11 protein-coding genes, 1 tRNA gene and 1 pseudogene are annotated in these 13556 nt (G+C 62.2%); 5 read left to right on the top strand and 8 right to left on the bottom strand.

Going from position 1 to position 13556, the window contains the following annotated elements; genetic code table 11:
- Positions 1-518 precede the first annotated feature (518 nt).
- From clpX to ACTJKX_RS04570, 4 genes are all read right to left on the bottom strand, one after another.
- On the bottom strand, positions 519-1778 hold the full coding sequence (clpX, locus tag ACTJKX_RS04585; protein ID WP_068296294.1) for an ATP-dependent Clp protease ATP-binding subunit ClpX: 1260 nt from the start codon (positions 1776-1778) through the stop codon (positions 519-521).
- Positions 1779-2057: 279 nt separating this feature from the next.
- Positions 2058-2690 carry an ATP-dependent Clp protease proteolytic subunit gene (locus ACTJKX_RS04580; RefSeq protein WP_311934879.1) on the bottom strand — a complete coding sequence of 211 codons (633 nt, stop codon included), beginning with the start codon at positions 2688-2690 and terminating at the stop codon, positions 2058-2060.
- Between the two features lie 297 nt (positions 2691-2987).
- Complete coding sequence (tig, locus tag ACTJKX_RS04575; protein WP_394308560.1) at positions 2988-4415, bottom strand: trigger factor; 1428 nt, start codon at positions 4413-4415, stop codon at positions 2988-2990.
- 61 nt (positions 4416-4476) lie between these two features.
- Positions 4477-4561 (bottom strand) — tRNA-Leu (locus tag ACTJKX_RS04570).
- A gap of 228 nt (positions 4562-4789) precedes the next feature.
- On the opposite strand from ACTJKX_RS04570, the gene ACTJKX_RS04565 reads away from it, so the two are divergent.
- Complete coding sequence (locus ACTJKX_RS04565; protein ID WP_440724515.1) at positions 4790-6094, top strand: multicopper oxidase family protein; 1305 nt, start codon at positions 4790-4792, stop codon at positions 6092-6094.
- Here the strand turns inward: ACTJKX_RS04565 and ACTJKX_RS04560 are convergent.
- Positions 6091-6855: pseudogene (locus tag ACTJKX_RS04560) on the bottom strand (IS5 family transposase). The gene ACTJKX_RS04565 and the pseudogene ACTJKX_RS04560 sit on opposite strands and share 4 nt — an antisense overlap.
- A gap of 156 nt (positions 6856-7011) precedes the next feature.
- A complete protein-coding gene (locus tag ACTJKX_RS04555) occupies positions 7012-7968 on the bottom strand; it encodes a LysR family transcriptional regulator (RefSeq protein ID WP_394309444.1) in 957 nt (318 codons plus the stop codon).
- Positions 7969-8096: 128 nt separating this feature from the next.
- Between ACTJKX_RS04555 and ACTJKX_RS04550 the strand changes: the two genes are divergently transcribed.
- Entirely contained in the window at positions 8097-8426 is a 330-nt protein-coding gene (locus tag ACTJKX_RS04550) for a nuclear transport factor 2 family protein (RefSeq protein WP_440724514.1), read from the top strand.
- On the top strand, positions 8423-9211 hold the full coding sequence (locus ACTJKX_RS04545; RefSeq protein WP_440724513.1) for an SDR family oxidoreductase: 789 nt from the start codon (positions 8423-8425) through the stop codon (positions 9209-9211). Before ACTJKX_RS04550 ends, ACTJKX_RS04545 begins: the two co-directional genes overlap by 4 nt.
- A 284-nt stretch (positions 9212-9495) precedes the next feature.
- Here the strand turns inward: ACTJKX_RS04545 and ACTJKX_RS04540 are convergent, their stop codons facing one another.
- Positions 9496-10290, bottom strand: coding sequence for a hypothetical protein (locus ACTJKX_RS04540; protein ID WP_440724512.1), 795 nt, complete (start codon positions 10288-10290; stop codon positions 9496-9498).
- Between the two features lie 346 nt (positions 10291-10636).
- On the opposite strand from ACTJKX_RS04540, the gene ACTJKX_RS04535 reads away from it, so the two are divergent.
- Positions 10637-11431 carry an RNA ligase family protein gene (locus ACTJKX_RS04535; protein WP_440724511.1) on the top strand — a complete coding sequence of 265 codons (795 nt, stop codon included), beginning with the start codon at positions 10637-10639 and terminating at the stop codon, positions 11429-11431.
- 16 nt (positions 11432-11447) lie between these two features.
- On the opposite strand, the gene ACTJKX_RS04530 is transcribed toward ACTJKX_RS04535, so the two are convergent.
- Complete coding sequence (locus tag ACTJKX_RS04530; protein WP_440724866.1) at positions 11448-12917, bottom strand: NAD(P)H-hydrate dehydratase; 1470 nt, start codon at positions 12915-12917, stop codon at positions 11448-11450.
- Positions 12918-13203: 286 nt separating this feature from the next.
- On the opposite strand from ACTJKX_RS04530, the gene ACTJKX_RS04525 reads away from it, so the two are divergent.
- Positions 13204-13542 (top strand): P-II family nitrogen regulator, encoded by a 339-nt coding sequence (locus ACTJKX_RS04525; RefSeq protein ID WP_068296275.1) that lies wholly within the window; start codon positions 13204-13206, stop codon positions 13540-13542.
- The last annotated feature ends 14 nt before the right edge of the window (positions 13543-13556 follow it).

The following is a 13556-nucleotide window of genomic DNA, read 5'->3' as shown; positions in this document are numbered from 1 at the left end:
GCAATAGCCATGCCAGCGACGCTATCCTCCTGGTCAACACGAAGAGCGACCCCGGAGGTATTCCCAACTGCCCCGGATGGGCACAGTTGCTTCGATAAGGGTTAGGTGGAGAGCACCAAGCACAGTGTCAAGCCGGCTAATCCCGGGAAATTACGCTGTCTCGATTTTCCTTCTCGCACCTGCGAACCTCGCTGTAAATTTCTGCTCGATCGACTTTGGATTGATTGCCGGAAGCTTCGGGTCATCTCTGGAGTTACGCCCTGAAAAGTGTCGACAATCACCTAAATCGTGTATTTTTCTACGGAAACCGGCTCGAATCGTGCCGATCTCTCCTGGACCCACGATACCCCCCTCCGTCGTCCAGCGCAATCAACGGCCGCTGCGGCGAATGGTCGATCTTGGCAATAGTGGAACGCTTTGGACGGAGCCATGCATTTCAACATGCCTGCAGGAAGATGCCGACATGACAATGCCGGCCAGAGGCCGGCATTGCACTGAGAGCGCTACTCCAACCGGCATCAGCCGGTGGAGGAAACCTCCTGCTTCTCGGAATAGATGAAGAGCGGCTTGGCCTGCCCGTCGACGACCTCCTTGGAGATCACCACTTCCTCGACGCCGTCGAGGCCCGGTAGTTCGAACATGGTGTCGAGCAGAATGCCCTCCATGATCGACCGCAGGCCGCGCGCACCGGTCTTGCGCTCGATCGCCTTCTTGGCAATCGACGACAAGGCCTCGTCCTGGAAGGTCAGATCGATGCCTTCCATCTCGAACAGGCGCTGATACTGCTTCACGAGCGCATTCTTCGGCTCGGTCAGGATCTTGATCAGCGCCGGCTCGTCGAGGTCTTCCAAGGTCGCGATGACCGGCAGACGCCCGACGAATTCCGGGATCAGGCCGAACTTCAGAAGATCCTCGGGCTCGACCTCGCGGAAGATCTCGCCGGTACGCCGGTCCTCCGGCGTCACCACGCGGGCGCCGAAGCCGATCGAGGTGCCCTTGCCGCGACTGGAGATGATCTTCTCGAGACCCGAGAAGGCGCCGCCGCAGATGAACAGGATGTTGGTGGTGTCGACCTGCAGGAACTCCTGCTGGGGATGCTTGCGTCCACCCTGGGGCGGAACGCTGGCCACCGTGCCTTCCATGATCTTCAGCAAGGCCTGCTGCACGCCCTCGCCCGAGACGTCGCGGGTGATCGAGGGGTTGTCGGACTTGCGGCTGATCTTGTCGACTTCGTCGATGTAGACGATGCCGCGCTGGGCACGCTCGACATTGTAGTCGGCTGCCTGCAGGAGCTTGAGGATGATGTTCTCGACATCCTCGCCGACATAGCCGGCTTCCGTCAGGGTGGTGGCGTCGGCCATGGTGAAGGGCACGTCGATGATGCGAGCCATGGTCTGGGCAAGCAGCGTCTTGCCCGAGCCGGTCGGCCCGATCATCAGGATGTTGGACTTCGCCAGTTCGACATCGCTGTGCTTGGTGGCATGGTTGAGGCGCTTGTAGTGATTGTGCACGGCCACCGAGAGCACGCGCTTGGCCTGCATCTGGCCGATCACGTAATCGTCGAGCACCTTGCAGATCTCACGCGGGGTGGGCACTCCGTCGCGCGACTTCACCAGCGAGGACTTGTTCTCCTCGCGAATAATATCCATGCACAGCTCGACACATTCATCGCAGATGAATACCGTCGGGCCGGCGATGAGCTTGCGAACTTCGTGCTGGCTCTTGCCGCAGAACGAGCAGTAGAGCGTGTTCTTGGTATCGCTGCCGGCCTTGGTCATGGCATCCCCCTTTCGGGCTCTCTCGGCGGAACGGACATTCCGCATAATCCCACGGGCATCCCCGTGGCTGTAAATACGATCGCGCAGGCGTACCTGCATCGACCAAGCTCGTCTTGCAAGGGCTATGCCAAGTGGCGGCCGCCCCTGCAATCTTCGGTGATGCTGCATCCAGCAGGTCCAATGCTGGAATCTAGCGCCCCCCACGTCAACAGATCATTACCGATATCCATTGCAACGAACTGTGGCGAAACTCGTGCAGGTATCTCCCGCAGGGTTACATTAAGGCTTGGGCGAGGCTTCCTCGGGCCGCTTCTCGCTCACATGGTCGACCAGACCGAAAGCTTTCGCCTGTTCTGCGTCCATGAAATTATCACGCTCCAGGGCTTCCTGGATCGCCTTGATGTCCTGGCCGGTATGCTTGACGTAGATTTCGTTCAGCCTCTGCTTCACACGCCGCGTCTCTTCGGCATGGATGAGGATGTCGGTCGCCTGGCCCTGATATCCGCCCGAAGGCTGATGCACCATGATGCGCGCATTGGGCAGAGCGAAGCGCAGATCCTTCTCGCCGGCGGCCAGCAGGAGCGATCCCATCGAGGCGGCCTGGCCGACGCAAAGCGTGGAGATCGGCGAGCGAATGAACTGCATGGTGTCGTAGATCGACAGGCCCGCCGTCACCACGCCGCCCGGCGAGTTGATGTACATCGCGATTTCCTTCTTGGGGTTCTCCCCCTCGAGGAACAGCAACTGGGCCACCACGATGGAGGCCATGTAGTCTTCCACCGGACCGGTCAGGAAGATGATGCGCTCGCGCATCAGGCGCGAATAGATGTCCCAGGCACGCTCGCCGCGATTGGTGCTCTCGACCACGGTCGGTATGAGGTTGTTGGTATAGAAGTCGATCGGATCTCGCATCAATCTCTCCAGCAAGCGAATCTCGGCAGTCCATGTTCCCGTCAGGGCAGGGATCGCGAGCCTGTTTGTCAAGTGAACCTTCCTGTCTCCCGCAAGGACATGAAGGCGCAACGGGTGTCGAGGGTGGCTTGCCCTGGCAGAAACGAACCCTCCCGTCGCAAATGTGTCGTCAAACTGCGTCCTGCAAGTCCCCTCTCCGCCTTTTGCGACATTGAGGGCATTCGAGAACGACAATGGCCGGGGCAGGCCCGGCCATCGCATATTCGTTGGGACGAGCCATGACGGCCCGACGCAGCCTTATTCCGCGGACTCGGCAGCCTTGGCAGCCTTTGTCTTCTTGGCCTTGGCCGGCTTGTCCTCGGCAGCTGCGGAAACGGCCTGCTCGTCGTCTTCCTTGAACAGGTCCTCCTTGGAGACCTTGTTCTCGGTGACGTCGGCGAGCGACAGGATGTGGTCGACGACCTTGTCCTCGAAGATCGGCGCACGCAGCTCGGCAATCGCCTGCGGGTTCTTGGTGTAGAACTCCCAGATCTGGCGCTCCTGGCCCGGGAACTGGCGGGCGCGCTCGATCACGGCGCGGGTCGCCTCTTCGTCGGTCACCTGGATCTTGTTGCTCTCGCCGATCTCGGCCAGGACAAGACCGAGGCGAACGCGGCGGGCCGCGATCTTGCGATAGTCTTCCTTGGCGGCCTCTTCGGTGGTGTTCTCCTGCTCGAAGGTGCGGCCGGTCTGCTGCATCTCGCGCTCGACCTGCAGCCAGACATTGTCGAACTCCTGCTGGAACAGGGTCGGCGGCAGATCGAAGGAGTATTTGGCATCGAGGGCATCGAGAAGCTGGCGCTTCACCTTGCTGCGCGAGGCGGCATTGTACTCGCCTTCGATCGAGCTCTTGATCACTTCCTTGAGCTTGTCGAGCGACTCGAGACCGACGGACTTGGCAAGCTCGTCGTCGACGACGAGTTCAGCCGGAGCCTGCACCGCCTTGACCTTGACGTCGAAGGTGGCGTCCTTGCCGGCCAGCGTGTCGGAGGCATAGTTGGTGGGGAACTTGACCTCGATGGTCTTCTCCTGGCCGGCGGTGACGCCGATCAGCTGATCCTCGAAGCCCGGAATGAAGGTCTTGGAGCCGAGATCGACGGAGATATCCTCGCCCTTTCCGCCTTCGAACTCGACGCCGTCGATCTTGCCGACGAAATCGACGATCACGCGATCGCGGTTCTCGGCCTTCGACTTGGCCTTCTTGTCGGCATAAGTGACGTTGCGGCGGGCCAGATCCTCCAGGCGCGACTGCACCTCTTCGTCGGCGACTTCGGCCACCGGCTTGACGATCTTGATGCCGTTGATGTCGCCCACCTCGAAGGTCGGCAACACTTCCACGGCGACGGTCCAGGCGAGATCGGCCTTGCCGTCGAGCACCTGGGTCACGCCCTCATCGTCGGCACCGAAATCGAGCTTGGGCTCCATGGCCAGCTTGATCTGGTTGTCATCGACGATCTTGCGATTGGCTTCGCCAACGAAATTGTTGACGACATCAGCCGTGACCGAACGACCGTAGAGACGACGCAGATGCGCCACCGGCACCTTGCCCGGACGAAAGCCGTTGACGCGGACCTTGCCCTTCATGTCTTCCAACTGGGCATCGGTGCGCGAGGCGATATCGGCCGCCGGCACCACCACTTTGAATTCCCGCTTCAGGCCATCGGCCAGGGTTTGGGTCACCTGCATATTCTTGTCCCGAATCCGTGAGTTCGTAGCCGCCCCGTCTTTAAGCCGTCGAGGCCGATCGTGGTGCGGGCGGAGGGGCTCGAACCCCCACGACTTTCATCACTGGAACCTAAATCCAGCGCGTCTACCAGTTCCGCCACGCCCGCAAATAGGGCTCCCTCTCGCAAAACTTGCATTCTGCGAAACGAGTGGCGCCATATAGCATGTCATGAAATTGATGCAGCAAAAAAATGCCATCCCCTGCATGATATTTGGAGTGGGGGATTCGCATGCGCTTGCATTGCCTGGCCGCAAGGGCTGCTCCAAGCCCCTCGAGCAACCTCCCGGCCCCGGCAGGCGGGAATAGCCTGCACCCAGTCCGGAAGGAGCGAGCGATGACCGCCAGCCTCGATCGGCGTCAGCTTCTGGCCGGGCTCGGCATCACCCTGGCCAACCTGGCCCTCCCCAATCCTGCGCTGGCGACTACGGCGCAGATCCTGACGGCTGCCGCCGGCGAACTCGCATTGCCAGGCAGCCCTACGCCCACCCGGACGCAGTGCTTCGACGCCTCGACCCCGGGTCCCCTCTTGCGTGCGAAGCGCAACCAGCCCGTGAAGCTGCGCTTCGCCAACCGGCTCGAAGCCCCTTCGGCGATCCATTGGCACGGCCTGCGCCTCACAAACGCCATGGACGGCGTTCCTGCCCTGACCCAGCAGGCCGTGAAGCCGGGCGAGGGCTTCGATTATGTCTTCACGCCGCCGGACGCCGGCACGTTCTGGTATCACCCGCCGGCTTTCGGCCCCTTTCTGTCCCAATGCGAAGCCGGCCTCTATGGCGTCCTCGTCGTCGACGAAGACGAACCGCCACAGGTCGACCAAGACCTGATTCTCGTCATCGACGACTGGAATGTCGGCCCTGACGGGCAGATTCTGTCCGCCGCCTCCACCACCGGGAGCAAGCCGACCGTTACGGTGAATTCGAAAGCGGCCGAAACGATCCGCCTCGCTCCCAACGAGCGTGTACGCCTGCGTCTCGTCAACGCCGCGGCGACGCGCATCGCCAGACTGGCCCTGGCCGGCTTCGAGGCCACCATCATCGCAATCGACGGCCACCCCGTCGATACGCCCTTCGCCCCCCATCACGGCCGAATCGACTTGCCGCCCGGCGGCCGCGCCGACATTGCGGTCGACGGCACGCTTGCGGCGGGGAGCGAGGCCGGCATCGCGTTGGACCTCGATGGCGAAGTCGTCATTCTCGCCCATCTTGTGGCGGGCACTGCAGTTCCGCTTCGTTCGGCTCCCCTGCCGCCCTTGGTGCTGGCACGCCCCAGTCTGCCTGCCGCGCTGGCTCTGCAAAAGGCCAAGCGTGTTGCGGTAACCCTGCCTGGCCACGCCACTGGCGGCGGGGTGCTGCCAGACAAGCCCTTGTTCTCCATCAAACGCGGCAGCCTCGTCGATCTCGGTCTCGCCAACAAAACACGTACCGATCATGCCGTGCATGTGCATGGCCACGCCATGCGTATCCTCCATCCCTTCGACGACGAATGGCAGCCCTATTGGGTCGACACTGTCGCAATCGGTCCGGGCGAGACCGTGCATACGGTTTTCCTGGCGGATAATCCGGGCAAATGGCTGCTGCATGGCCGCGCTTGTGGTCCCTCCCGGAAGGACGATCTCCTGGCCTGGTTCGAGGTGAGCTAGAATGCTGTCTCACTAAGGCGCAGCCATAGCCTGATTGACGCGAGTTGAACGAATGCGAGGTAGCTAGAGCGGCGGGCCCATCGTAGCGCGTCGCCACCCGACGATATGTTTGATCCTGTTGAGAAACCGCTCGACGTAGTTGCGAGCCCGATAGAGATAGGGGCTGAAGCAGATAGGATCGCTGCAATTGGTTTTCGGCGGGATGTTGGCGCACGCGCCCTTCTTCATGGCAAGCTTCCTGATCCAGCCCGCATCATAGCCACGGTCGGCATTCAGCATTGACCCGGATTTCAGACGAGACAACAGTTTTCCGGCGAGTCGAACGTCCTGGGCCTCCCGCGGGCACAGCGCCAGCGTACCGGCAGCCCGTTGCAATCGACCACCGCATGGATTTTGCTCGTCAAGCCGCCGCGGGACCTTGCCATCGATTGGCGCTGATTCCTTGTGATGCAGGCTCCATGCTGATGTACGCGGGCAATGGAGGCGTCGATCATCTGGACAGCGCCATCATGGGCAGTGGCAAGCGCTTCTATGATGCGGCCCCAAACACTGGCCCACTGCCACCTAACGAAGCGGTTGCAGCAAGTGGTGTATGGGCCAAACGCCGTCGGCAGATCAGGCCAGGGTGCTCCTGATCGGAGGACCCAGAAGATGCCATTGAGGACCCGTCTGTCGTTCACCCGAGGAACGCCACGCGGCTTGCTCGGCAGTATCGGCTCGATGGCGGTCCATTCATGGTCGGTGAGTTCGTAGCGCGTGATTCGAGCCTCCAGTCCGGGAGTTTGAATTACGGCGCTCCGGCCAAACGCAACGGTCCTGGCCCGCTCGTGGTACGGCGCTTACGGACAGGGGCGGACCTCACCCAGTCCCCAATCTCTGCCAAGGGTACCGAAAATGCCCCATAACGGACGTTGAATTTACAGCGGTCGAACGTCCGTTACTGGCGCTTTCAAAGCTATGGACGGCGTCAGGGCATTGCTGGCTCCACTTTGCCGCCGCGCGAAGTCGACAAACGCCTTGAACGCGGCGGTCGGGTTGCGTCTGCTCGGATAGTAGAGGCTCAAGGGAGAGAGCGTTGGCGTCCAATCCTCAAGCACGCACACAAGGCGGCCTGCCTCGATGTCGTCTCGTACGTCGGACTCCATCGCCAGGGTGAGACCGACCGAAGCGAGGGCCGCGGTGCGTGCGAGGCTCGCTTCGTCGAGGGTGACGGCACCCTCGACGTCGACATGGACCGATTGTCCGTCCTTCTCGAACGGCCAGCGGTAGATTGCGCCATTGGGAAGCCGGACGCGGAGACAGGAATGCTCGGCGAGATCCTGCGGGATCACAGGCGTCCCGTGCGCTTTCAAATAGCTCGGTGTGCCCACCACAACATTGCGCCGCGCGCGCCCCAACGGAAGTGCGATCATGTCGACTGGCACAAGGTCTGAGCTACGGACGCCGAGGTCGAAGCCGCCCGCCACAATGTCCACCAGGCGCCCCTCCGTGACGATGTCGATATGGACCTGAGGGTGCACTTGGAGAAACGGTAGGACGAGCCAGGAGAAAATCTCCCGCGCGGCTGTCGGAAAGGCGTTGATGCGCAGGGTGCCCGAAGGCGTGGCCTGTTGAGACCGCGCAACCTCCATCGCCTCATGAATGTCACGCACGGCGGGAGCGACTTGCGCGACGAACTGCTGGCCTGCCTCCGTCAGGGATACGCTTCGCGTCGTCCGGTTGAAAAGCCGTACGCCGAGCGTGCGCTCCAGCTTTCCGACCGCATTGCTGAGCGCAGTCGTCGAAACCCCGAGCTCAAGCGCAGCCGTGCGGAACTTGCCTCGATGGGCGACCATGAGAACAGCGTCCAATTCCGTCAGGCTACTTTGCACGATTATCCCGGTTTTCGTGATGAGACATCCCAGATTGTCCCGATTATCGCGTGCCCTGTCCACCGCTATCTTGGCTGGTAAGCGCGCTTGCAGCCGCCGGGGCTGCGGCCGCAGCAAACAGGACAAAAACAATGACGCTCGAACTTCCAATCCCCATCGCCGCATATGTGGCTGCCAACGCCCGCCTGGACGTCAATGGCATGCTGGCCCCCTTCGCGGCCGACGCCGCCGTTCGCGACAACGGCGCCATTCTTCAGGGACACGCTGAACTGAGGCGTCTTTTTGAGGACGAAGTGGTGGCGGTGAAGGCGATTTTCGCACCGGACACCGTCCGGCACGAGGACGATCAGGTCGTCGTCGAAGGGCCGGCCCATGGCGACTTCAAGGGGAGCCCGATCCGCTTCACCTACCGTTTCACGCTCGAAAATGACGCCATCAAAGCTCTGGAGATCACGGCATGACCATCAAAGCTGATCCGATCGAGTTCGCGGGAAAGCGCGTGCTCGTCAGCGGCGGCACCAAGGGTCTGGGCCGCGCCACCGTCGACCGCTTCCTGGCCGGCGGCGCCCGGGTGATCACCTCCGCCCGCGGAGCCCCAGATCCCATCGATGGCGTCGAGTTCGTCCAGGCAGACCTGACCACGGCCGAGGGCGGCGAAGCCCTGGCCAAGGCGGCGCTCGAGCGTCTGGGGGGCATCGACATTCTCGCCCATGTGCTCGGCGGCTCGACCACGCCAGGCGGCGGCTTCGTCGCCCTGACCGACGAACACTGGCTGTCCGAACTGAACCTGAACCTGCTGGCCACGGTCCGTCTTGATCGTCTCCTGATCCCGCAGATGATCGCGCAGGGCGCCGGCGCGGTGGTGCATGTCACCTCCATCCAGTCCGTCCTGCCGCTTCCCGAGGCGACCACCGCGTACGCCGCCGCCAAGGCCGCGCTTCGGACCTACAGCAAGTCGATTTCCAAGGAACTGGGGTCGAAGGGCGTGCGGGTCAATGCCGTGTCCCCCGGCTGGATCATGACCGAGGGGACCGGGCTGTTTTTGGCACGTATCCAAGCCTCCAACGGCGGCACGCTAGAGGACGCGCGCCAGTTCGTCCTGGACGGCCTTGGCGGCATTGCCATCGGGCGTGGGGCCGAACCATTCGAGGTCGCCGAAGCCATCGCCTTCCTGGCCTCGGATCGCGCCTCTTCGATCCACGGTTCCGAGCTCGTCGTCGACGGCGGCACCATCCCGACTGTCTGATCACATGGACACGCCCACGCTTGACCGATCCGGCCAAGCGTGGACAGACGCATGCCATGGCCCGATTGTCCAAACGTCTGCTCGCCGGCCTTGGAGCGAATAACCGCTGCTTCGGCTCACCATGACATATTGCGCTACCGTCCGAAGTCGACCGTTATAAGGGCAGAGCAGAGATTGCTGTAGTCGCATCATGCCGCCGGGTTTATGGGTACACGGCCTAGATCAGGTTATCACTGATTGTAATAGTGCTGACATCTTCAAGACTTCAGGCCGTTTCCGGTGGTTCAGTCACGATTCATGTCGGCCAGCGCGTCCCGCATGGCAATGCTGGAGATGCCGAAGAAACCGCCATAGGGAATCTTCAGGTCGATGATCACAAACATGACGCTCGACACGCATACGACGCCGATGGCAAGCACGATCTTACTCAACAGGCGATGCGAGATCTGAAGGCCGAAGCTGAGAAAGACGAGGGCCAGCCAGAAGCTGATGATCAGGGTGAAGGACACGCCAGATGGAGCGTGGGTATCCTCGATCACGGCCCAGCGCCCCGTCAATGCCGCCCTGTAGTCGAGCTGGCAGCGCGCGGCGATGTTCTTGCTGATGCCATCGGAGGCCTCGAATGAATCGATCGCCAGACCGATCTGGTTCATCATGCCGGCAAGCACCTTGTCCTCGCCCATGAGCGGCATATCCTTGGTGTCGAGCAGAATCTTGACCTGCGGGGCCGGCTCGTCGGGCCAAGTGCTGACGATCACTGCAGCGGTGTAGCGGCGCAGCAGCTGCCGTGTCGGCTCCATTCGCTTGGAGAGATCACGCAGACACTGATCGAGGCTCGCCAGATGCGCCGCATAGGTCGAGCGATCCTTGCTGGCCGCATCGAATTCGGCCCTGGAGGTGGAAAGTTGCAGGCTGAGGATCAGGGCCGCGAAGGACACCAGCAGGCCGGTCACCAGCCGCACCGCCTCCATATTCTCCTTCGAGAGGTGTTCCTCATGCAGATGCCTGCGCAGGATCACCCCGCCGATGGCACTCAGACTGAAAAGCACCAGGAAACTCAGGCCGTAGATTTCTTCCATGACCGGGGACCGCCATATTTTTCTTGTGTAGGCAGTATCGCTCAGCGGGCGTGACTTGAAAGTCACACCAGAATCCGGCCTCGCGCACAAGACCGTCACGCTCTCTTGCCCGCAAATGTTGCGGCGCCCCTTGAGCACAGCGGCGGCATGGATCGCCATCTTGATTGTACGCCCTGTCGACGCTTGTCCGATCAGACGATCGCCCCTATACGCCATACCCAGGAGTTCGCCATGTAACGCGCATCTTGGCCCTGTCGGTTCAGGCAGGGCATCCGTCCCACAGCCCGCATTTTCCTACGCCGTCTGTTGCTGGGCGAATGCGAAATCGTGTGTACAAGGTGCGACCATGTCCTTCTTCAAATATCCGCGCACGCCGCATCTCGTCGGCTCGCGGCTGCAGCCGGGCGACGACAGTGCCGGTCAGATTCAACTCGACCAACTTGCCGGCGGCCATCTCGTCTTCGAGGAGAAGCTCGACGGAGCCAATGCCGCCATAAGCTTCGACCGAAACGGCAGCCTCACATTGCAATCACGGGGCCATGTCCTCGCCGGCGGGGCGCGGGAAGCCCAGTTCAACCTGTTCAAGGCGTGGGCCCAGACCCATGAACGCATCTTCAGGACGCGGCTCGGCCGGCGTTTCATGATGTTCGGCGAATGGTGCTTCGCCAAGCATACGGTCTTCTATGACCGCCTGCCGCACTATTTTATCGAGTTCGATATCTATGATCGCGAACGCGCGGCCTTTCTCCCGACGCCGCGCCGACATGCCTTGCTGGCAGGGTTGCCTGTGGTTTCGGTGCCGGTCGTTCACCGTGGCAACCTGCCCAAGAAAGTAGAACTATCGGCACTGGTTGGGCCGTCACTCTATAAATCGCGGGATTGGCGGCAAGCCCTGCGGCTCGCCGCAGCCGGGGCCGGCCTCGACATCCCAACCGTCCTCGGTCAGACCGAGGACAGCGATCTCGCCGAAGGTCTCTACCTCAAGCAGGAGGACGAGGAGCAAGTCATCGGCCGTTATAAATTCGTGCGTGCCGATTTTCACCAGACCATCCAGGATTCGGGCTCCCACTGGCAGGAACGTCCGATTCTGCCCAACCGCCTGGCCGATGGCATCGACCTCTTCGCAGGAAGCCTGGAATGAAGCGATGCGGTACGGATCACAACAAGGCAGCAAGGGCCTTGGGCAGCATCGCCGGCAGGTCATCGGCGGTGAGGCCCGGCCCGAACAGATGTGCCGCCTCGCCATGCAGCCAGACGGCGGCGCTCGCGGCTTCGAAGGCCGGCATCGATTGAGCGAGAAGCCCGCCGATCAGGCCGGAGAGCACGTCGCCGGAGCCGGCCGTCGCCAGGGTCGGCGGCGCATTGGCGTTGATGCCGGCCCGCCCGTCCGGTGCTGCGACCACGGTATCGGCTCCCTTCAGCACGATCACCGCGCCGGTTGCCTCGGCGGCTGCACGGGCCCGCTGGAGCTTGTCGGCATGCTTTCCGGCAATGTCGTCGAAGACGCGTGCGAATTCGCCCTCATGGGGCGTGAGAACGACGGGCCCGAGCGCAGCCCGTAGCGTGGCGATGAAGTGAATGCGCTCGGCTGCAAAGGCGGAGAGCGCGCCGGCATCGATCAGCACGGCTCGGGCGGAAGAAAGAACCAGATCGACCTTGGCGCGGGTCTCCTCATCCGGCGGCAAAGCGGGGCCCACGACGAATGCGTTGCGCCGGGGATCCTCCAGCATGACGGCGAGGCCCTCCGGGCCGTCGCAGCGCCGCACCATGATCGCATCGAGCGAGGCAGCATGGATGCCAAGAGCGTCGGAAGGACTGGCAACCGTCACGAGCCCCGCGCCCACACGCAATCCGGCCTTGGCCGCCAGCCGTGCCGCACCCGTCCCTTCAATGCCGGCGGACAGCACCACCAGATGCCCGCGCGCATATTTATGTCCCGCTGGTTCGGGATGCGGAAAACAAGGCCGCCACAGGTCCGGTTGGTTGACGAAGGTCCGCGGCCGGATGGTTGCCAGCACATTGTCCGCAATGCCGATATCCGCAACCCGGACCGCGCCGCAATTGAGCTTGCCCGGCAGGAGCATATGTCCCGGCTTGCGCCGGAAGAAGGTCACCGTCTCGCGCGCCTTGACGGCCACGCCGCGGATCTGGCCGGTCGCCCCATCGATGCCGGAAGGCAGATCGACCGCGATAACCTGCAGGCCGGAAGCATTGATCCGTTCGACCAGCACGGCGAGCGGGCCGCCAATGTCGCGGGAAAGCCCGGCGCCGAGCAGCGCATCAATGATGATTCCCTCCCTGGGGAGCGACAGAGTCAGGGCATCCTCCACCGGCTGCCCCCATTTCTCGGCGGCATAGGCGACCTCTCCCCCCAGCGCCGAAACCGGGCCCAGCAGGCCGAGCCGGACCCGATAGCCCCTTTCGCGCAGGATACGGGCGGCAACGAAGCCGTCCCCTCCATTCAGCCCTGTGCCGCACAGCACCAGGATCGGCGTATTGAAGGGATGTCGCGCCGCGACATCGGCCACCGCCCGCCCCGCTCTCTCGAGCAATTGGTCGGCCGTCATGGCCTCGGCGATGGCGAGACGATCCGCATCGGCCATTTCGGACGGGGTCAGCAACTCGATCAAAACGTCCTCCAAACCTTCACTGACATGCGCCACCTCGTCGCATTCGGTGGAAAAAATGCGTTCCTTCGCGTCAGGCGCCGAAAATTACCCTCTTGGGGCGCATATTTTATTGGCAGGTCGCCGAAAAATTGTGCAGTCTTCCGACATCGCTTGCCCATTTTTCAGCACCTGACGCCTCAACATCTTGAAGATAAAAGAAAATTTTCCTGTTGGCGGTTTGGCATGCGACCTGCTACCAGCAAGGAGGTTTCTGCGCACTATGTGCTGAAATCGAGGAGACCCCATGAAGAAAATTGAAGCCATCATCAAGCCCTTCAAGTTGGACGAGGTGAAGGAAGCGCTGCAGGAGGTCGGCCTGCAGGGCATTACGGTGACGGAAGCGAAGGGCTTCGGGCGGCAGAAAGGCCACACGGAACTGTATCGCGGTGCCGAATATGTCGTCGATTTTCTTCCCAAGGTGAAGATCGAGGTCGTGGTGCCGGACGAGCGCGTCGAGCGCGCCATCGACGCCATCCGCAAGGCCGCCCAGACGGGCCGGATCGGCGATGGCAAGATCTTCGTCCTCAACATCGAGGAAGCCATCCGCATCCGCACCGGCGAGAGCGGCCTCGACGCCATCTAGAGCAAAGCGCGTTC

The organism is Labrys sp. 22185 (genome assembly GCF_052045555.1).
GTDB classification, from domain to species: domain Bacteria; phylum Pseudomonadota; class Alphaproteobacteria; order Rhizobiales; family Labraceae; genus Labrys; species Labrys neptuniae.
The sequence above is the reverse complement of the archived record's forward strand: the minus strand, read 5'-3'. Positions and strand labels throughout refer to the sequence as shown.